The organism is Vibrio frigidus (assembly GCF_042465995.1).
In the GTDB taxonomy this organism is placed as follows: domain Bacteria; phylum Pseudomonadota; class Gammaproteobacteria; order Enterobacterales; family Vibrionaceae; genus Vibrio.
On record NZ_JBCDMC010000015.1, the window covers coordinates 67901 to 87650 of the forward strand.

General features: G+C 42.6%; 18 protein-coding genes and 4 tRNA genes. 2 read left to right on the top strand and 20 right to left on the bottom strand.

The window, feature by feature from the left end:
- Positions 1–76: 76 nt before the first annotated feature.
- The 10 genes from ybeD to leuS form a co-directional block, all read right to left on the bottom strand.
- Positions 77–346: a DUF493 family protein YbeD gene (gene ybeD, locus AACW90_RS20515; RefSeq protein ID WP_195704074.1), complete on the bottom strand. Its 270-nt coding sequence runs from the start codon at positions 344–346 to the stop codon at positions 77–79.
- Positions 347–463: 117 nt separating this feature from the next.
- Positions 464–1636, bottom strand: coding sequence for a serine hydrolase (locus AACW90_RS20520; protein ID WP_390238301.1), 1173 nt, complete (start codon positions 1634–1636; stop codon positions 464–466).
- A 127-nt stretch (positions 1637–1763) separates the two neighbouring features.
- Positions 1764–2549, bottom strand: coding sequence for a septal ring lytic transglycosylase RlpA family protein (locus AACW90_RS20525; RefSeq protein ID WP_390238304.1), 786 nt, complete (start codon positions 2547–2549; stop codon positions 1764–1766).
- Positions 2549–3670, bottom strand: coding sequence for a rod shape-determining protein RodA (gene rodA, locus AACW90_RS20530; protein WP_195704071.1), 1122 nt, complete (start codon positions 3668–3670; stop codon positions 2549–2551). Before rodA ends, AACW90_RS20525 begins: the two co-directional genes overlap by 1 nt.
- Positions 3670–5556, bottom strand: coding sequence for a penicillin-binding protein 2 (gene mrdA / locus AACW90_RS20535; RefSeq protein WP_390238307.1), 1887 nt, complete (start codon positions 5554–5556; stop codon positions 3670–3672). Before mrdA ends, rodA begins: the two co-directional genes overlap by 1 nt.
- A 6-nt stretch (positions 5557–5562) precedes the next feature.
- Positions 5563–6033 carry a 23S rRNA (pseudouridine(1915)-N(3))-methyltransferase RlmH gene (rlmH, locus tag AACW90_RS20540; RefSeq protein ID WP_390238310.1) on the bottom strand — a complete coding sequence of 157 codons (471 nt, stop codon included), beginning with the start codon at positions 6031–6033 and terminating at the stop codon, positions 5563–5565.
- Between the two features lie 2 nt (positions 6034–6035).
- Positions 6036–6353 carry a ribosome silencing factor gene (gene rsfS / locus AACW90_RS20545; protein WP_390238314.1) on the bottom strand — a complete coding sequence of 106 codons (318 nt, stop codon included), beginning with the start codon at positions 6351–6353 and terminating at the stop codon, positions 6036–6038.
- A 50-nt stretch (positions 6354–6403) separates the two neighbouring features.
- The gene (holA, locus tag AACW90_RS20550) at positions 6404–7441 is read right to left on the bottom strand and encodes a DNA polymerase III subunit delta (protein ID WP_390238316.1); all 1038 of its coding nucleotides are present in this window, start codon (positions 7439–7441) and stop codon (positions 6404–6406) included.
- 8 nt (positions 7442–7449) lie between these two features.
- Positions 7450–8043, bottom strand: a complete 594-nt coding sequence (locus AACW90_RS20555) for an LPS-assembly lipoprotein LptE (protein WP_390238343.1) — start codon at positions 8041–8043, stop codon at positions 7450–7452.
- Positions 8044–8210: 167 nt separating this feature from the next.
- Positions 8211–10784 carry a leucine--tRNA ligase gene (gene leuS, locus AACW90_RS20560; protein ID WP_390238319.1) on the bottom strand — a complete coding sequence of 858 codons (2574 nt, stop codon included), beginning with the start codon at positions 10782–10784 and terminating at the stop codon, positions 8211–8213.
- Between the two features lie 147 nt (positions 10785–10931).
- Between leuS and AACW90_RS20565 the strand changes: the two genes are divergently transcribed.
- Complete coding sequence (locus AACW90_RS20565; RefSeq protein WP_390238321.1) at positions 10932–11402, top strand: zinc ribbon-containing protein; 471 nt, start codon at positions 10932–10934, stop codon at positions 11400–11402.
- Positions 11403–11483: 81 nt separating this feature from the next.
- Here AACW90_RS20565 and AACW90_RS20570 read toward each other — a convergent pair whose 3' ends face one another.
- From AACW90_RS20570 to miaB, 6 genes are all read right to left on the bottom strand, one after another.
- Complete coding sequence (locus AACW90_RS20570; RefSeq protein WP_390238323.1) at positions 11484–12032, bottom strand: hypothetical protein; 549 nt, start codon at positions 12030–12032, stop codon at positions 11484–11486.
- Positions 12033–12104: 72 nt separating this feature from the next.
- Positions 12105–13622, bottom strand: a complete 1518-nt coding sequence (gene lnt, locus AACW90_RS20575; RefSeq protein WP_390238345.1) for an apolipoprotein N-acyltransferase — start codon at positions 13620–13622, stop codon at positions 12105–12107.
- Positions 13623–13647: 25 nt separating this feature from the next.
- Positions 13648–14541, bottom strand: a complete 894-nt coding sequence (gene corC, locus AACW90_RS20580; protein WP_390238325.1) for a CNNM family magnesium/cobalt transport protein CorC — start codon at positions 14539–14541, stop codon at positions 13648–13650.
- 38 nt (positions 14542–14579) lie between these two features.
- Positions 14580–15041 (bottom strand): rRNA maturation RNase YbeY, encoded by a 462-nt coding sequence (gene ybeY, locus AACW90_RS20585; RefSeq protein ID WP_390238329.1) that lies wholly within the window; start codon positions 15039–15041, stop codon positions 14580–14582.
- A gap of 17 nt (positions 15042–15058) precedes the next feature.
- Positions 15059–16126: a PhoH family protein gene (locus AACW90_RS20590; RefSeq protein WP_347998255.1), complete on the bottom strand. Its 1068-nt coding sequence runs from the start codon at positions 16124–16126 to the stop codon at positions 15059–15061.
- A gap of 92 nt (positions 16127–16218) precedes the next feature.
- Complete coding sequence (miaB, locus tag AACW90_RS20595; protein ID WP_390238331.1) at positions 16219–17643, bottom strand: tRNA (N6-isopentenyl adenosine(37)-C2)-methylthiotransferase MiaB; 1425 nt, start codon at positions 17641–17643, stop codon at positions 16219–16221.
- A 253-nt stretch (positions 17644–17896) separates the two neighbouring features.
- Here miaB and AACW90_RS20600 point away from each other — a divergent pair, with 253 nt between their 5' ends.
- Positions 17897–19051, top strand: coding sequence for a 2-octaprenyl-3-methyl-6-methoxy-1,4-benzoquinol hydroxylase (locus tag AACW90_RS20600; protein WP_390238347.1), 1155 nt, complete (start codon positions 17897–17899; stop codon positions 19049–19051).
- Positions 19052–19088: 37 nt separating this feature from the next.
- Here AACW90_RS20600 and AACW90_RS20605 read toward each other — a convergent pair.
- From AACW90_RS20605 to AACW90_RS20620, 4 genes are all read right to left on the bottom strand, one after another.
- Positions 19089–19173: transfer RNA gene (locus AACW90_RS20605), tRNA-Leu, on the bottom strand.
- Between the two features lie 27 nt (positions 19174–19200).
- Positions 19201–19285: transfer RNA gene (locus tag AACW90_RS20610), tRNA-Leu, on the bottom strand.
- A 59-nt stretch (positions 19286–19344) separates the two neighbouring features.
- Positions 19345–19421: transfer RNA gene (locus AACW90_RS20615), tRNA-Met, on the bottom strand.
- Between the two features lie 206 nt (positions 19422–19627).
- A tRNA-Gln gene (locus AACW90_RS20620) sits at positions 19628–19702 on the bottom strand.
- Positions 19703–19750 lie beyond the last annotated feature (48 nt).

Sequence of the window (19750 nt, forward strand, 5' to 3'; positions counted from 1 at the left end):
ATTAGATTCTCTGTATGAATTGGAATCAAAAACAGCGGCAAAGGCCGCTGTTTTTATAATGAACTTATTTGTTTGTTTATAAAACCATACGAACGATATCAATTTCACCGAGTTCTTTATAAAGTGAATCCACTTGCTCGATAGATGTTGCTGTAATCGTTACAGAGACAGAATTGTATGTCCCTTTTCCGCTTGGTTTTATCGTAGGGCTGTAATCACCAGGTGCGTATTTTTGAATTACTTGTAAAACCAGTTCTGGTAGCTCAGGTTTAGCATAACCCATAACCTTGTAGGTGAACTGACAAGGAAACTCTAACAGGTCTTTAAGCGTTGGTTGTTCTTGCATGAATTACTCCAGAGGTTTTATTTAGCAGCGCATACTACGCTCAAAAAAGATCAATCTCAAGAAAAACAAAGGCCACATTTAAGTGACCTTTTAATACAATTTGTTTATCGCTAGTTTTTAGAACCAGCTCTTAAAAAGAAGGATAAAGTAGTCAACTAGACGACTAAATACACCGCCTTTATCGACATCTTCTAGTGCAAGTAGTGGATATTCAGCGATATCTTCACCATCGACTTGATAGTAAAGCTTCCCAACTTCATCACCTTGACTAATTGGTGCCGTAAGCTCTTTTTCTAGCACGAAACTTGCTTTTAAATTCTTAGCTTGGCCTCTAGGTAGAGTGACAAACGTATCTCTCGCAACACCTAAGGCAACGTTTTCTTGTGAACCCATCCAAATACGCTCACTAACGAAGGTTTCGCCCGCTTTATGTGGAGCAACGGTTTCAAAGAAGCGGAATCCGTAATTGAGCAGTTTTTTGCTTTCTGCTTTACGCGCATTTTCGCTCTTTGTTCCCATTACTACAGCAACGAGGCGCATTTTTCCTTCAGTTGCCGAGCTGACTAGGCTGTATCCGGCTTTGCTTGTGTGGCCTGTTTTAATGCCATCCACATTCATGCTTTTATCCCACAATAAGCCGTTACGGTTGTACTGTGTTATGCCGTTGAAGGTAAATTGTTTTTCGCTATAAATCGCATACTCTTCTGGTACATCACGAATTAATGCGCGACCAAGAAGTGCCATGTCGTAAGGTGTTGAATAGAGTTCGTTATGATCTAAGCCGTGAACATTGGCAAAGTGAGTACGAGACATGCCGATCGAATTTGCCCACGCATTCATGAGGTCAACAAAGGCGTCTTCAGAACCTGCCACGTGTTCAGCCATCGCGACACAGGCGTCGTTGCCAGACTGAACAATGATACCTCGATTTAGATCCTCAACCTTAACGGTGGTGCCTACTTCGATAAACATTTTTGATGAGTCAGGATAATTTTTAGCCCACGCATTTTTACTGATGACAACTTCGTCTTGCAACGATATGTTGCCACGGGCTAGTTCTTGACCAATAACATAACTGGTCATCATCTTAGTTAAACTTGCAGGAGAAAGCTGGGTGTCTTTTTCCTTTTCGGCAATAACCTTTCCAGAGTTGAAATCAATAAGCACATAGCCTTTAGCCGCTATCTGAGGCGCATCGGGAACGACAATAGGCGCTGAATATGAAAATGGAGCAGATAGTGCAGCTGTCACGAGAAGCAATGATTTAAAAGTAAGTTTCGATTTATTCATCTGTAATATCAATTTTATTGGTTATAACACTATTTAAGCCGAAAGCCTTAATATTACAGCTTCGACAGCAATTATGGATGCACTATGACAAAAATTCGGTCAATTCGCTAGTACTGCATGATATACGTTAATTTTTGTTTTTTCTAATAAAGGCCTGCGGGTACCCATTTTTTCTCAATATTTCTAACGCATCTACGGATTCTGAATAATCTATAAATGGGCCAACGAGGACTCGATAGCTATCTTTATTTGGTTCGACATAGGTCTTCATTGAAAGAGTTTGACCAATATTTTTAGCTAAAGTTCGACTTCTTTCTTCATGATTTGATGAGGCCGTTTGAATACTATAACCAGCTGTGGCTTTTGGTGTTTTTGACAAAGGTATCTGAGGTTTTGTCGATATGTACTCTATATCAACATTTGCGGTTCCCGTATTCACGACATTTAACTTGTAAGCTGCGGCATAGCTAAGGTCGATAATCCGCCCATCGTGAAATGGCCCGCGATCATTGACACGGACAATGGTGCTTTTACCATTGTCTTTGTTGGTTACCTTAACGTAACTTGGTATAGGTAAGGTCTTATGTGCTGCAGACATGGAGTACATGTCATAGACTTCACCATTTGAAGTAAGGTGCCCATGGAACTTTTTACCGTACCAAGAGGCTTGTCCGCTCTGCTTAAAACCATCGGGATTCTTGATGATTTTGTATGAACCACCGCGCAGTTTGTAATCTCGATTTCCGCCTCGACTAAAAGGTTCATAGACGGGGTGGGCGTCTTCAATATGGTCGAGCTGTATCGGTTTTTCCGGACCCACATCATTGGATATCGAATAACGGCCGCCGGAGCTAGAGCAGGCAGCCAATAAAAGAACTAAAAGTGTACTGAGTATTGTCTGTTTTATTGTCATTATGTCGCTTTTGATAACATGCTTCTATGGGTATGGATAGACATCAAAATACCAAAGCCAGCCATTAGCGTAACCATGGATGTGCCACCATAACTGATAAGTGGTAATGGAACACCTACAACAGGTAGTATGCCACTGACCATTCCTACATTTACAAATATGTATACGAAGAAGCTTAACATGACACTTCCTGCCATCATTCTACCAAAAGCGGATTGAGATTGGCTGGCAAGATATAAACCTCGCCCAATAATGAACAGGTAAAGAGCAAATAAGCTAAGAATGCCTAGCATACCCCACTCTTCAGCGATGACTGCAAAGATAAAGTCAGTATGTCGCTCAGGTAAAAATTCTAATTGGGATTGGGTTCCTTGCAGCCAGCCTTTTCCGGCTATACCACCTGACCCAATTGCGATTTTGCTCTGAATAATATGATATCCAGCACCTAATGGGTCAGACTCTGGATTAAAAAGAGTACGTACTCTCACTTTTTGGTATTCGCGCATCAAGAAGAACCAAAGAATGGGGGCAAATGCGCCGACGGCGAGCGTAGCTGAAAAAATATAGCGCCAACTGATCCCTGCCAGAAAAATAACGAATATACCTGATGCGGCGATAAGAATAGAGGTGCCTAGATCCGGCTGCTTAGCGATCAATATAGTCGGTACACAGACCATAACCAATGAAATTATTAGCGTCTTGAATGAGGGTGGGAGAGACTGTTTACCAATAAATCTGGCTATCATTAATGGGACGGCAAGCTTGAGCAATTCTGAAGGTTGGAAGCGTATGAATCCTATGTTTAGCCAGCGCTGAGCCCCTTTTGATGACTCACCAAAAAAGAGTACACCCAATAGTAATGTTACCCCAACAATGAACAAAAAAGGCGCAAAAGCTTCGTAAGTACGTGGGGATATCTGAGCCAATAAAATCATCACGCCTAGCGCCAAAATCATTCGCATTGCTTGGCGTTCCATCATCGCTAAGTTTTGACCGCTTGCGCTGTACATGACCATGAGGCCAAATATCATTACGGCGATTAAACCTAATAGCAAAGGAAGGTCAACATGAAACCTTTCAAAGAAAACGCGGCTTTTCCCAGTAGATGGATCTAGTTTCATTACTTTTCCTCTCCATCTTCTTTGTTTAATATGACTTTATCAAATATCTTGCGCACGATAGGTGCTCCGTTAGTCGAGCCCCCTCCAGCATTTTCTAGCACAATAGTCGCGACAACTTGTGGGTCCTCTAGAGGTGCAAAACCAGTAAACAGAGCATGGTCTCTTAGGTATTCGTCAAGTTCTTCCGCGTTGTATTCTTCGTCTTCTTTTAATCCGAATACTTGTGCAGTGCCCGATTTACCACCGCTTTGATAGCCTAGTTTTTGAAATGCTCTGCGCGCGGTGCCTTTTTTACCATGGTTGACCAGATTCATTCCCTTTATTGCAATATCCCAATACTTGTCAGGAACACCCAATATTGGAGGATAATCATCGATTGGTTCAGGTGTGATGGTTTTTGTATCGGTTGTATTATCTATTGTCGCCTTCAGTAAATGAGGTGGTATGACTACGCCTCTATGAATCAGCACAGAGGTCGCCTTAGCAATTTGCATTGGCGTGGCGGTCCAGTAACCTTGTCCGATACCAACCGGAATAGTATCACCCTGGTACCAAGGGGTTCTGTGGCGAGCCATTTTCCATTCTCGGCTTGGCATATTGGCTTTACTTTCTTCATGGATATCGATACCGGTATAGTCACCAAAACCGAATTTCATCATCCAAGATGAGAGTCTATCTATGCCTAAATCATATGCTATTTGATAAAAAAAGGTGTCGACAGATTCTTCAATAGACTGAGTAATATTAATTCGACCGTGTCCCCAACGTAACCAATCTCTAAATGGTTTAGTTTTTGAATTTGGTATTTTCCAAAAGCCCGGATCATTTCGAGTGGTATAGGGTGTCACGATACCTTCTTGCAGTGCAGCAACAGCGATGAAAGGTTTCACTGTTGAAGCCGGAGGATATATGCCCAATGTCGCTCGGTTAACCAAGGGGCGGTTTTTATTATTAAGTAACTTATTGTAGGCTTTACTCGAAATACCGTGGACGAACGCATTAGGGTCATAGCTTGGTGTCGATACCATCGCTAGGATTCCGTTGTCTTTTGGATCGAGTACTACTGCGGAACCACGTCGGTTATCTAACAGTTTATAGACGTATAGTTGAACATCTATATTCAGGTTAAGAACCAAATCTTTCCCCGGGATAGGTGGGATATATTTCAGGGTTCGAATCACTCGTCCGCGACTATTGACCTCAACTTCTTGATAGCCTGCGGTGCCATGCAATACTTCTTCGTAGTAGCGCTCTATACCGAGCTTGCCGATGTCACGAGTCGCTTGGTAATTACTCTCTTTTCCTTCCCTCGCGAGTTTGAGTACATCACGATCATTGATTCTAGATACGTAGCCTAAAACATGGGTGAGTGCAGACCCATATGGGTAGAATCGCTTTAACGTCGCAGTAACTTTGATGCCTGGGAATCGATACTGATTGACAGAAAAAATAGCCACTTGTTGTTCGTTTAACTGGGTAAGTAACGGAACAGATTTGAAGCGACGTACACGTCTTCGTTCTTTGTGAAACGCTTGGATTCTCTCTGGTGGGATATCGAGTATTTTTTGCAGTTCAATCAGCGTTTCTTCGATGTTCTCTATCTTTTCAGGGATAAGTTCTAGGTTAAAAACAGGTCTATTCTCGGCTAATATTTTGCCGTTTCGGTCGTAAACTAACCCTCTATTTGGTGCGATAGGAACTATTTTTATGCGGTTATCGTTTGAACGAGTTTTATAGTCTTGATATTGGTTGACTTGGATATGGTACAAATTACCAATCAGTACCGCTATCATCGCTACAATACCAAAAAACGAAATGACAGCTCTACTTTTGAATAGTCGAGATTCTATTTGATGGTCGCGAATTTGAGTGCGTCTACGTCTCATGTCACTCTATTCTCGATGATACGGATGGTTTGTAGTGATGCTCCAAGCTCGATATAAGCTTTCAGCCATGATAACCCTAACTAAGGGGTGTGGCAGTGTTAGAGGAGAAAGAGACCAGCTCTGTTCGGCTGCAGCCTTGCAGGCAGGAGCCAACCCTTCGGGACCCCCGACCAATATTGAGACATCTCTTGCGTCTAGTTTCCAGCTTTCTAGTTGCTGCGCTAATTGTTCCGTATCCCACCGTTTCCCTGGAATGTCTAAGGTGACAACTCGGTTACCTTTTGCTACAGCCGAAAGCATGGCTTCGCCTTCCTTTTGAAGAATTCTTGCGATGTCTGCGTTCTTGCCTCTTTTACCTGCGGTGATTTCTATCAACTCTAAAGGCATATCATGGGGAAAACGGCGTTTATACTCGTTGAATCCTTCTTCTACCCATTTAGGCATTTTAGTTCCAACAGCAATCAGCTGAATCTTCAACGTTAGCTCCAGAGTTTTTCTAGTTGATATAGTTCACGATGTTCTTTCTGCATTACATGTACCATGACATCGCCCATATCTAATACTACCCACTCACCTTCTTTTTCACCGTCGATACCCAACGATGACAAACCAATACTATTTGCTTCTGATTCCATGTTGTTCGCAATAGAGGATACATGGAGTTTAGAACTGCCTGTACAGACTATCATATAATCAGTGACGCTAGATTTACCAACAACATCGATGGTAACAATATCTTCGGCTTTCATGTCGTCTGCTTTACTTGCGAGAAATGTTTTTAGGTCGTCGCTTAACAAATTAATACCTCGTTAAAATTAAAAGTGCTCACAAAAGATTATAACATTCTTTATCTTTGAATTGGCAGGTCTGGGAAAACGGCTGGAACTGAAGAGCAGAACTCCAACGAAAGTTGTGCAATGATTGGCCAAACTGAATCGTTATATTGGGTTTTCGTCGTTATTTCTGCTTGATTCAGCCCTTTGAATATCCGGCGTATTTGAATCAATTCCAATCGTTGTAGTGTTGCGCTATACAAAGGGCGTTTGCTTTGCCAAATGCGGCGTTTATCAAAAACAGAGTTGATAGAAGTATGTAGTGATTCATTTTTCAGTTCTGTTATCAAACTTACTTCGCGCTGGAAGGTTCTCAATAAAATGACAGGCTCGATACCCTCTAACTGCAACTGACGAAGAATACGTTGTGCTCGGTTGGGTTTTCCGGCTAGCAACGCATCCATCCAGTGAAATGGCGTAAAGTGATTGTGTCTGCTCAGTGACTCTTCAATTCTAATTAGGTTAAGCTCACCATCGGGATACAGCAGAGTCAGTTTCTCAAGGCTCTGAACGAGTGCAAGTAAATTGCCTTCATGCCATTGTGCAAGCATTTGAAGTGCTTGTGCATCGGGTTTAAGTTTGAGTTTTCGACATCGGTTTTGGATGAACTGAGGTAATCTTTGAATATCAGGAGAAAGACAACTTACCCAGATACCTTGTTGGTTTAATGTCTTAAACCACTTTGCGTTTTCTTGCGCTTTTGTCAACTTACTGCCGACAATAAGTAGCAAAATATCAGGATGAAGACTTTCGGCTAATTGAATAAGCTCTTTAGAAGCGGCGGCATTGATACCCGCTTCCGGGACTTCTAATTCGATAATTTGTCGGCTTGAAAATAGGCTTAGGGCATGGCAACAGTCAACAACATCATTCCAATTAATCTGAGTATCCACGGTAAAGTTATGCTTTTCATCAAACCCCGCCATTTTTGCTGTGGCAATAATGGCGTCACGGCTTTCTTGAACGAGCAGCGGCTCATTGCCAAAAACGAGATAGCTGTTATGCAATTGCCTGCTTAGTTGGTCAAGTAGCTTGTCCGCAAAGATGCGCATTCTGTCAATTACTCGCTTTTAATGTCAATCTGTGACGAGGTGACTTCTTTGTCGTTTGCAATAGTTTCAGTTGGGCTAGAAAGGTTGGTATCGACGTTTTCTTCAGTATCAAATACCATTTCACCTTCAATGATTTGCTGTTTTACTCGCGCCATTTGTCGCATAATTAGAGAGGCGGCTTGTAGGCGCATTTCATCTTCAATCATATCTTTTTCGACAGATTTTGCTAACGCTGTACTTGGATTGTCGAGATAATTCCGAGTGACAGTGGTGGAGTAAGTTTTTGTGCCAAGTTCCGGAATTGTGATCCGATAAGAGGTGTTATAAGTGAGTGCTTTTTCAGCTGCGCGGCTGTTTTGGTATAGTGATAAAGTGCTTTCACTGACGCTCTCACTGACCAGGTGTAAATTTGGAATGCTCGCGGAAGGGGGAATCACTTGAATGTTATTTAACCTAAGTTGAGCATCTACATTTCTAGTTAACTGACTATATTTATCGAAGCTGGTGAAGGAAAGCTTTGATATTTCGTCAGGTATTAAATAGTCGCCACGTAGGTGAAAACCACAGGCAGATAACACCACTGAAAATAGTACAACAACCATAACTTTAATTGAAATTTTGAAGGAAATTGGTTTCACAAAAATACTCTCTGCTTTTTATATTTATCTAATAAGAATCTAGTGTTCTAATTCCGATTAGATAAATATAAACAGGATGAATGCACATCCTGTTTATTGACCGCTAAACCTTAATTAAGTTCTCGAACGAATTAGTTCGCAACGATATTAAGTAATTTACCTGGTACATAGATAACCTTACGAATGGTTTTGCCATCAGTGAATTTAGTTACATTCACGTCATTCAATCCAAGGCTTTCAACGTGTTCTTTTGTTGCGTCAGCAGCAACAGTAAGTTTTGCTCTAAGTTTACCATTGACCTGCACAACAATAAGCTTTTCGTCTTCTACCATCGCTTCATCATCAGCTGTTGGCCAGATGGCAGTGTCTATTGCTGATTCGCCTAAAGTTTCCCATAATTCATAAGAGATATGAGGTGTAATAGGGTACAACATACAAACAACCGCTTTTAAAGCTTCATCCAGAATGGCCCTGTCTTGCGGCATGTCCTGAGGTGCTTTTGCTAATTTGTTCATCAATTCCATGATGGCGGCAATCGCGGTATTGTATGTTTGACGACGTTCAATATCATCCGTTACTTTGGCAATCGTTTTATGTACATCACGACGTAACGCTTTCTGGTTGCCATTCAATGCCGAGCTATCTAACGTTTCGCTAGCCCCCTTTGATGTGTGCTCGTTAACCAGTTTCCACACACGTTTAAGAAAACGGTTCGCACCTTCAACGCCAGACTCTTGCCATTCTAAGGTCATATCGGCAGGAGAGGCGAACATCATAAATAAACGCACTGTATCTGCGCCATATTTATCCACCATCTCTTGGGGATCGATGCCGTTGTTCTTGGACTTAGACATTTTCGTCATGCCAGTATGAACAACCTCGTTGCCATCCATATCTACGGCCTGAACAATACGGCCTTTCTCATCACGCTCAATAGTAACGTCTGTTGGTGAAACCCAGACTTTTGTTCCTTTTTCCGTGGTGTAGTGATAAGCATCTGCAAGCACCATACCCTGACAAAGTAGTTTCTTAAACGGTTCGTCGCTCTTAACCATTCCAGCATCACGGAGCAGTTTATGGAAGAAACGAGAATAGAGCAGGTGCATACATGCGTGCTCAATACCGCCGACATATTGGTCAACAGGTAACCAGTAATTAGCCGCATCGGAATCAAGCATCTCATCAGCTTGTGGCGAACAGTAGCGAGCGTAATACCACGAAGACTCCATAAAGGTGTCGAAAGTATCCGTTTCGCGTAAGGCTGGTTCACCATTAAAGGTTGTCTCTGCCCACGCTTTGTCTGCTTTGATCGGGCTAGTCACGCCATCCATCACTACATCTTCTGGAAGAATAACTGGCAGTTGGTCGGCTGGCACAGGATGGACTTCACCATCTTGTGTAGTGACCATTGGGATGGGTGTACCCCAATAGCGTTGACGGGAGACACCCCAATCACGAAGGCGGAAATTGACGGTTTTCTTACCTTTGTTCTCAGACTCGAGTTTTGCTGCAATCGTATCAAAAGCATCTTTGAATGCGAGGCCATCGAATTCGCCAGAGTTGAATAGCACGCCTTTTTCAGTGTAGGCCACTTCAGAAACATCGAGCTCGCTGCCATCTTCTGGTTTGATCACTGGCGCAATGTCTAGGCCATATTTGGTTGCAAATTCGTAGTCACGTTGGTCGTGTGCTGGTACGGCCATTACTGCACCAGTACCATAATCCATCAGTACAAAGTTGGCGACATAGATAGGTACTTCACGGCCATTAAGGGGATGGACAGCCTTAAGGCCTGTGTCCATTCCTTTTTTCTCCATCGTTGCGAGTTCAGCTTCGGCTACTTTGTTGTTTTTGCATTCATCAATGAACTGGGCAAGTGGAGCATTGTTCTGAGCTGCGAGTGTCGCCAGTGGGTGACCAGCAGCGACGGCGACATAAGTTACACCCATTAAGGTGTCTGGGCGAGTTGTGTAGACTTCTAAGTCAGCTTGGTTGCTAACTTCGAATGTGAGTTCTACACCTTCAGAACGGCCAATCCAGTTACGCTGCATGATCTTAACTTTTTCAGGCCAACCGTCTAAGTTGTCTAATTCGTCAAGAAGCTCCTGAGCGTATGACGTGATTTTAATAAACCACTGCGGGATCTCTTTTTGTTCTACTGGGGTATCACAGCGCCAGCAACATCCGTCTTCTACCTGCTCATTAGCAAGAACGGTTTGGTCGTTAGGGCACCAGTTAACGGAAGAGGTTTTTTTATAAACTAAGTCTTTGTTGTATAGCTGAGTGAAAAACTCTTGTTCCCAGCGGTAGTACTCTGGCGTGCAGGTAGCGAATTCGCGCTTCCAATCGTAGCCAAAACCGAGCAATTTAAGCTGGTTTTTCATGTATTCGATATTTTCATATGTCCAAGGCGCGGGTGCCGTTTTATTTTTTACTGCGGCATTTTCTGCAGGCAAACCAAACGCATCCCAGCCAATTGGCTGCATAACGTTTTTACCTTGTAGACGCTGGAAACGAGAGACTACATCACCGATAGTGTAGTTACGCACGTGACCCATGTGGAGTCGTCCACTTGGATAAGGGAACATGGAGAGACAGTAAAATTTTTCTTTACTTGGGTCTTCGGTTACGACGAATGTTTTATTGTCGTCCCAGTGCTTTTGAACTTTTTGTTCAATCTCTTGCGGGTTATATTGCTCTTGCATCTATGAAATCCGGTTATCTTGGAATATGTGAGATCGGTTCGATCAGATTTGTATTGATCGGCATAGAATACCTAAAGCAAGCACGTACAACAAGCTACAATAAAGATAAGATTGTACGAACTCGACGGAATATAACGGAGGTACTCTATGCCAAAGCGCAAACTAGGTTATGAAGAGAAGTTCGAAGAGGTAGTTGAAGCACTGAAGCAGAGCCCAGAGGAACTTAAAAAAGCACTAGAAACCTCTGGAGAGGTCGCTCACGCAGCCAGTGATATGACTAAGGACGAAATCGCTCTTGTTTCGGCCTATGTTAAATCAGATTTGAAAGAGTTTGCAGATAATTATCAAGAAAGCAAAGAAAGCCCATTCTCCATCATGGTTGCCGATTCAATTTGGCAGGCTCTACTCGATATTACCGATCGTACTAAAGTAGAGTGGGTGGAGTTGTTTGAAGATTTGGAGCATCAAGGCGTCTACCAAGTTGGTGATGTGATTGGCTTGGGTCATCTGATTTGTGAGAAGTGCGGGCAAAAAACGCGATATATTCACCCTACAACCGTCCATTCATGCAGTAATTGCGGTGGACAGGCGTTTACTCGAGTTTCTTTGAAACCGTAGTGCTGATTCTATTACGTATCATTGTGTAAAAATAAAACGTAAAGAAGAAAGCCTCAATGGTGAGGCTCTCTTCTTATGTAATTAATCTCGAATTATGGACCAGCCAGTAGGTAGTGGCGTTTCTGTGAATGTTGCAATCGCATTGTCTTGAGCATCGCTCCCAAAATTGACAAATTCAGCTTTAAAAGAAGTTTCATTATTGAATTTTTTGGTGTTGTGACCTGTTAATGTATAGCGGGTTGCTAGTACTCGGTTTTCTTCTATATTAACCTTTAGGTCGGCATCCATCTCCAGATAGCTAGAAGAGCCGTTGAATATTCTCCCCTTATGTGCATAACAGCGGAATTTATCGATATGATAACTCCCAGGTTGAATATTGGTAAGTAGGCCAATGCCCGTAAAACTGCCCGATTTGTTTTCGGTAACAGAAATTCGAAATTCCTCGCTGGTATTGCCAAAATCGAATGAAATTCTGCTGCAAGGATGTTTAGAAGTATTCGTGAACTCAAATTCAATAGGAAATAAAATGGCTCCACTACCATCCGGTTGATTTAATGTATTAGTTTGACATCCTAAAAGGGATAACGAAGTTACGACTAGGGCAATATTAATTGGTTTAGTTCGGCGCATGTGGACTCCTTAAACATAGTGATTGAGCAATATTGCAAAACTACCAAGTTAGAGGAATAGCATTTATACGCCTTATTTTCGGATCAATGCGAATTTAGCTAACGAAATTACTAAGGACATGATTAAAAACATGACCATAGGCCATGAACCTAAGGTAAGGAAGGGGGTGCTTCCTTTGCTTGATGTCACTTCTGCTCTTAACACCGCCGTTTCAAATTGTGGGATCTGTGCGATGATTTTTCCCTTGTAATCGGTAATGGCCGTTACGCCATTGTTGGTTGCACGAATAACAGGCTTACCGGTTTCTAATGCCCTCATCTGAGCGATCTCCATGTGTTGAAGAGGCCCTATCGAATCCCCAAACCACGCATCGTTAGACAAAGTTAAAATGAAGTTTGTGTTTTGATTGATGTTTTTTCTAACCTGTTCTCCAAAAATGATCTCGTAACAGAGTGCAGTGACAAAATATCGGCCTTTGCCCACGATGTTGTTTTGCACTAAATCACCACGATTAAATGAAGACATGGGCAGATTGAATAATGGCGCTATAGGGCGGAGTATGTCTGCGAATGGTACAAACTCTCCAAATGGAAGTAAGTGGTGTTTATTGTATCTAGGTTGAGTCTCGTAATTGTATTCACCTGACGGTGTATCACCTAAGGTTATGACGCTGTTATGATAATTTCCGGAAGAATTTTGTGTTACGACACCGGTAATGAGGGCGGTTTCATTCATACGAGCCGCTTTATCAACATTAAGTAGAAAACTGGGTAGTTCCCTTTCCAAAGCGGGTATCGCCGCTTCAGGCCAAATGACAATATCCGCGTCCCAATTGACTCGGCTTAGGTCCAAAAATTTCATTAAGGTTGGCCAACGTTCACTCGGTAACCATTTTTTTTCTTGAGAAACATTACCTTGAATTAGAGCAAATGAAGTACGAGTAGATTCATCTGGAACGACCCAATCCACTAGTTTAAGGCCGTAGGCGCTTAAGAATATAATCAAAGGAAGGACGAGACCGATCGGTTTTCGCTTTACTAGCACCCAAACTGACCCGCTAGCGCTCAACATTATTGCTAATGTTATGAGTTGGACACCACCGATTGGCGCTAAGCCGGAAAGAGGTGATTCGAGCTGACTGTAGCCCAGTAAAATCCATGGGAATCCAGTCATTACCCAACCTCGGGCCAAATCAGTTAATAGCCACAAAGATGGAACTGCCAGTAGGTAACGTGTTTTATTGTTTTCAGGGAAGAATCGATTTGTAAGCCCTGCGAATAATGCCGGATAAATCGATAGGTACGAAACTAATAGAATCATTAAAAAAAGACTGGCGACTTTAGGCATGCCACCAAAGGTATCAATACTGATATGTACCCAGCTAATACCGACTGAAAACTGACCTATACCAAACATAAAGCCAGTAAGTGCAGCCGCTTTCCACGTCTTGTTGTGAATGAGTAGAATAAAAATAATAGGGCTGATAAATGCCATCGGCCATATTTGATAGGGGGCAAATGCAAGAGTTGTGGAAGCGCCAACAAAAGCGGCCAAGATAGGCCGCAATAGGCGATGATATTTTTTTGTCATCATCTAATCTTATAAGTGAGTCATTTTACTCTTCAGTATTGGAAGAGGCATCCTCTTCCGGAATGGTGACTTGTAATTGTATTACTCTTCGATTATCCGCCGCAGCAACTTTAAAGTAATAATGACCAATCTCTACCGCTTCACCACGGGATGGTAAGTGACCGAAACTCGTCATCACCATACCGCCGATGGTATCTATTTCATCATCACTGAACTTGGTACCGAATCGGTCATTAAAATCGTCAATTGTCGTTAATGCTTTAACCGAAAACGTATGTTTACTGAGTTGACGGATATCTTCTTCTTCTTCGTCGTCAAACTCGTCTTCTATCTCACCTACGATCTCTTCCAAAATATCTTCGATTGTGACTAACCCTGATACCCCACCAAATTCATCTACGACTATTGCCATGTGATAACGTTCCTCACGGAACTCTTTTAATAATCGATCAACACGCTTACTTTCCGGCACAACGACGGCCTGACGTATCACTTTATTGATGTCAAACTCTTCACTTCCAGAGCCTAAATATTTAAGTAAGTCCTTCGCTAGTAGAATGCCTTCGACATGGTCTTTGTCTTCGCTGATTACAGGATAACGAGAATGCGTTGCTTCTGTAATTAGAGTGACTAGCTCATCAAGATTATGTTCTTTTTCAGCAGTAACCATTTGAGAGCGCGGTATCATAATATCTCGTACACGCATCTCTGCAATTTCCATCACACCTTCTAACATATCTCGGGTGTCATGGTCGATAAGGTCATTAATTTCTGAATCTCGTATTACATCTACAAGTTCTTGGCGATCTTTTGGTTCACCCTGAAATATTTGGCCTAGGCGTTCAAAGAAGGACTTTCTACTCGGACCTTCTGATTTCCCATTATTCCCTTCGGAATTGGGAGAGTTTTCGTCGTTCATGGTTTCTCATATGTTAACGCTATCAGATGTGTGATAGCTCACTTCTCATCGATATAAGGGTCATCGAATCCCATATTTTGCATGATTTCTGTTTCGAGAGATTCCATCTCTTCCGCTTCTTCATCATCGATATGATCATAACCTAGCAGATGAAGTGCACCATGTACAACCATATGCGCCCAATGTGCAGAAAGTGGTTTATTCTGTTCTTGTGCTTCTTTTTCTACGACCTGTTTACAGATAATGAGATCACCCAATAGGTCAAGTTCAATTTCTGGCGGTGCCTCGAAAGGAAATGAGAGTACATTGGTGGGTTTGTCCATTCCTCTGTACTCACTATTCAACTGCTGACTTTCTTTTTCGTCAACTAGGCGGATAGTGACTTCTGCTTGTGGCTGAAAAAGACGAACGGTTTCGGATAGCCATGTATGAAAGTCATTCTTACTTGGCAGATCAATATTGTTAGTTACCGCGATCTGTAGATCCAATTCAATTGTCATTGTGTGCCCTTGGCTTATTAGTTTGTCTTTTGTGCTTCTAAAAGACGTGCATCACGTTCTTCATTTCTGCGCTTTTCGATTTCATTTCGTTCTTTTTGATCTTTGGCTTCCCATTTTTCATATGCGTTAACTATCCTAGCGACTACTGGGTGCCTAACGACATCATCTGCAATGAAGAAATTGAAGCTTATTTCATCGACCTCGGAGAGAACCTCTACAGCATGACGCAAACCTGATTTTGCTCCACGGGGTAAATCAATCTGCGTCACGTCTCCGGTAATCACTGCACGGGAGTTAAAACCAATACGAGTCAAGAACATTTTCATTTGTTCTACGGTGGTATTCTGGCTTTCATCAAGAATGATAAATGCATCGTTAAGAGTTCTTCCACGCATATAAGCTAGTGGAGCAACCTCAATCACATTTCGTTCGATAAGTTTTTCAACACGTTCAAAGCCAAGCATTTCAAATAGCGCATCATAAAGGGGGCGCAGGTAAGGGTCGACTTTTTGGCTCAAATCACCGGGTAAAAATCCTAGTTTTTCACCCGCTTCTACCGCTGGGCGAGTTAATAGAATGCGACGGACTTCTTGTCTTTCCAATGCGTCAACCGCTGCCGCAACGGCTAAGTAGGTTTTGCCAGTACCAGCAGGGCCAATGCCGTAGGTTATATCGTGCGTGACGATATTCACTAGGTATTGAGCTTGGTTAGGTGTTCGGGGCTTAATGACGCCTTTTTTTGTTTTAATAAAGACTTCTTTGCCATGTTCAATAGTGGCTTCAGCCGTTTGTTCAAGGACACCAGACTCTTTAATTGCTAGATGGATCTGCTCTGGTTCTATATCTGGGATGTTGCCTCTTATAGGCGCTGTATTAACATAAACTGTTCTAATGATGTCGAGCGTTGCGGCGGCGATATGTGATTTACCAACAATTGAGAATGCGTTACCACGATGGTTTATTTCGACGCCAAGTCTACGTTCTAGGTGTTTGATATTGTCATCGAATGGGCCACAAAGGCTGGACAGACGGTGATTGTCGGAAGGTTCTAGATCTATCTCTAGCGTCAATATTTTATTGCTCAATTTTGCCTCTCATTGTTGCCTTTTACTTCGCTAGCAGGAGAGCTAGCTAGGAGCCCGGTTTCGATCGGGCTCTGGCTTACTTTTAAGATAGCTTAAGGTGTAAATGTTGCAACACCTAACTCGTCTTCTTTACGTGATTTTAACATCATATCAGTCGGCGTGGTTGCTATGCGTAAATTCATATCTTGTTCTGTACGTACTAGATCGCCACGAAGCGAGTTAGAGAATACATCGGTAATATTTACATCAACAAACTGGCCGATAAGATCGGCGGAACCCTCAAAGTTTACTACGCGATTATTTTCAGTACGTGCACGTAATTCCATCAAGTTTTTCTTCGACGGTCCTTCAACGAGAACGCGTTGTTCCGTGTTTAGCATTTGGCGAGAATAACGCATCGCTTGGCTATTTATCTGTTGTTGTAATTCGAACAGACGGTCTTTTTTCACTTGTTCTGGTAAATCACAAGGGTAATCAGCAGCAGGTGTGCCCGGACGAGGGGAGAACACAAAGCTGAAGCTCATATCAAAGTCGACATCTTTGATAAGTTTCATTGTGCCCTGAAAATCGATATCGCTCTCTCCCGGAAAACCAACGATAAAATCAGAGCTGATTTGGATGTCCGGACGCGCTTTACGTAGTTTTCGAATGATGGATTTATATTCGATAGCGGTGTGAGGACGCTTCATCATGGTAAGAATACGATCGGAGCCGCTTTGAACGGGGAGATGTAAAAAACTGACCAGTTCAGGCGTATCTTCGTAAACGGCAATGATATCGTCGGTAAACTCTAGTGGGTGGCTAGTAGTAAAACGCAAACGGTCGATACCGTCGATTGAAGCAACAAGGCGCAGTAAATCTGCAAAAGAACAGATATCACCGTCATGAGTTGGACCTCGGAACGCATTGACGTTTTGACCGAGTAAGTTGACTTCTCTTACACCTTGTTCTGCTAGTTGAGCGACTTCATAGAGAACATCGTCCATTGGACGGCTTACTTCCTCTCCACGCGTATAAGGCACAACACAGTATGTGCAGTACTTAGAGCAACCTTCCATAATTGAGACAAATGCCGTTGCGCCGTCAGCGCGCGGTTCTGGCAGGTTATCGAATTTTTCGATTTCAGGGAATGAGATATCCATGACTGGGACATGGTCACTTTGTGATGCTTTGATCATTGCTGGAAGACGATGCAAAGTTTGAGGACCAAAAATTACGTCTACAAACGGCGCACGTTCGCGAATATGCTTGCCTTCTTGAGTGGCAACGCAACCCCCAACCCCTATCACAACACCCTCTTTTTTATCTTTGAGGGTTTTCCAACGGCCAAGCTGATGAAATACTTTCTCTTGCGCTTTTTCGCGAATTGAGCAGGTATTTAGAAGTAAGACATCTGCCTCTTCTGGAATGTCGGTTAGCTCATAACCGTTGGCGGCATTAAGCAGATCGGCCATTTTAGACGAATCATATTCGTTCATCTGGCAACCCCAAGTTTTAATTAGCAGTTTCTTACTCATTTTACATTCGCTCGTTTTCAGTGTTCAATTTAGTGAGCATGGTGCTCATATTTATCGTGCCAAAAGGTGGCAAGCCGAGTATTGTACTGCTTTAAAAACCGCCTGACCAGAGGTTGAATAAATGATTTTAAAATCGATTGAAAGACCTTGTCAATGCTATGGTTACTTGGCTGCGTTGTCGTTTACTGGTTTCAGTGGCTAAGATAGAAAAGTCACTGATTTGAGAATGTATAGAAGAGAAGAAGTAGCTGAAATGGAACGATATGATTTAGTCATTATTGGCGGTGGAATGGTAGGTGCTGCCGTTGCCTTAGGTGCGTTGAAGCAAGGTAAAAAAATCGCGCTCGTTGAAGGCGTTGAACCGCAACCATTTGAAACGTCTCAAGCTATGGGTATTCGTGTGTCGGCGATTTCCAAAGCATCAGTGGCGTTGCTTGAATCACTCGATACTTGGGAACAAGTAACAGCAATGCGAGTTTGCCCCTATCGTCGTTTGGAAACATGGGAACATCCAGAGTGTCGGACTAAGTTTAATGCTGAGTCGTTAGGGTTAGACGTATTAGGTTATATTGTTGAAAATAGATTGGTTCAACTGGCTTTATGGACACAAGCTAAGCAATATTCCAACTTGGAATCTTTTTGTCCAGATAGCTTACACTCCATTGAATTTGGTGAGGATAGCAATGTCGTCACTCTTTCTTCTGGTCAACAATTAGAAGCGAGTTTGGTGATCGGTGCGGATGGTGCAAATTCGAAGGTTCGAAGTCTTGCTGGTATCGGTATTACTGCATGGGATTATCGTCAGGATTGTATGCTTGTTAATGTCGAGACGGAGAAGCACCAACAAGATATTACTTGGCAATGGTTTACTCCTAGTGGACCCCGCTCATTTTTACCTCTCAAAGGCAATCAAGCCTCTTTAGTTTGGTACGATTCGCCGAAAAGAATTAAGCAACTCATCTCAATGAAACATGACGCTCTGCATAAAGAAATTGAAACTCACTTTCCGACTGAGCTTGGTAATATTAAGGTGTTGCAGGCAGGAGCATTTCCATTAGTTCGCCGACATGCGCAAAGTTACTTTAAAAACCGTTGCGTTCTTGTGGGGGATTCTGCTCATACAATCAACCCTCTAGCCGGGCAGGGCGTTAATCTTGGTTTTAAAGATGTGTCCGTGCTGCTGGATATCCTAAATAAGCAAGATTGGTATTCAAAAGACACGTTAAAACAATATGAACTGAGACGACGACCAGATAACTTGTTGATGCAATCAGGCATGGATTTTTTCTATAAAGTGTTCAGCAACGATGCTGTACCGCTAAAGTTCGCTCGAAATACAGTGCTGAAAGTGGCGAATAATTTAGGGCCAATAAAAGAAAGGGTACTTAAATACGCATTGGGACTTTAGATATAAAAAAAGCACTCAATGAGTGCTTTTTTTATAATGGTGCGGAAGGAGAGACTTGAACTCTCACACCTTACGGCGCCAGAACCTAAATCTGGTGCGTCTACCAATTCCGCCACTTCCGCAAAACATTGTTGTAGATAAATTTGAGATGGTGCGGAAGGAGAGACTTGAACTCTCACACCTTGCGGCGCCAGAACCTAAATCTGGTGCGTCTACCAATTCCGCCACTTCCGCATCTCAAATTGTCTACAGACCTATCGGCTAATTGGTAAAAGCAAATAAGCTTGAATAAATGGTGGCTACGACGGGATTCGAACCTGTGACCCCATCATTATGAGTGATGTGCTCTAACCAACTGAGCTACGTAGCCATCACATTAGGCTTTCAGCCTAATACTTAAGGAAATTAAGGACGTCTAATTTCCAGTAAAATAGTCGAGTTGCTAGTTAGGTTATACTCGCATTACTCAAACCACTTACAAATATGATTGGATTACCTGCTAGATTTTAAACTAAAGGGAACCAGTGAATGCTGGCATCAAAAGTCTCTAGTGGTTAATACAACCATTTACAAATATGGCTGGGTTACCTGGATTCGAACCAGGGAATGCTGGCATCAAAAGCCAGTGCCTTACCGCTTGGCGATAACCCAACAAATATGGTGCGGAAGGAGAGACTTGAACTCTCACACCTTGCGGCG

Bases quoted from the DNA above. Each gene is read 5' to 3' on its own strand.
- ybeD (WP_195704074.1), bottom strand. From the start codon at position 346: ATGCAAGAACAACCAACGCTTAAAGACCTGTTAGAGTTTCCTTGTCAG.
- AACW90_RS20520 (WP_390238301.1), bottom strand. From the start codon at position 1,636: ATGAATAAATCGAAACTTACTTTTAAATCATTGCTTCTCGTGACAGCT.
- AACW90_RS20525 (WP_390238304.1), bottom strand. From the start codon at position 2,549: ATGACAATAAAACAGACAATACTCAGTACACTTTTAGTTCTTTTATTG.
- rodA (WP_195704071.1), bottom strand. From the start codon at position 3,670: ATGAAACTAGATCCATCTACTGGGAAAAGCCGCGTTTTCTTTGAAAGG.
- mrdA (WP_390238307.1), bottom strand. From the start codon at position 5,556: ATGAGACGTAGACGCACTCAAATTCGCGACCATCAAATAGAATCTCGA.
- holA (WP_390238316.1), bottom strand. From the start codon at position 7,441: ATGCGCATCTTTGCGGACAAGCTACTTGACCAACTAAGCAGGCAATTG.
- AACW90_RS20555 (WP_390238343.1), bottom strand. From the start codon at position 8,043: ATGGTTGTTGTACTATTTTCAGTGGTGTTATCTGCCTGTGGTTTTCAC.
- leuS (WP_390238319.1), bottom strand. From the start codon at position 10,784: ATGCAAGAGCAATATAACCCGCAAGAGATTGAACAAAAAGTTCAAAAG.
- AACW90_RS20565 (WP_390238321.1), top strand. From the start codon at position 10,932: ATGCCAAAGCGCAAACTAGGTTATGAAGAGAAGTTCGAAGAGGTAGTT.
- AACW90_RS20570 (WP_390238323.1), bottom strand. From the start codon at position 12,032: ATGCGCCGAACTAAACCAATTAATATTGCCCTAGTCGTAACTTCGTTA.
- lnt (WP_390238345.1), bottom strand. From the start codon at position 13,622: ATGACAAAAAAATATCATCGCCTATTGCGGCCTATCTTGGCCGCTTTT.
- corC (WP_390238325.1), bottom strand. From the start codon at position 14,541: ATGAACGACGAAAACTCTCCCAATTCCGAAGGGAATAATGGGAAATCA.
- ybeY (WP_390238329.1), bottom strand. From the start codon at position 15,041: ATGACAATTGAATTGGATCTACAGATCGCGGTAACTAACAATATTGAT.
- miaB (WP_390238331.1), bottom strand. From the start codon at position 17,643: ATGAGTAAGAAACTGCTAATTAAAACTTGGGGTTGCCAGATGAACGAA.
- AACW90_RS20600 (WP_390238347.1), top strand. From the start codon at position 17,897: ATGGAACGATATGATTTAGTCATTATTGGCGGTGGAATGGTAGGTGCT.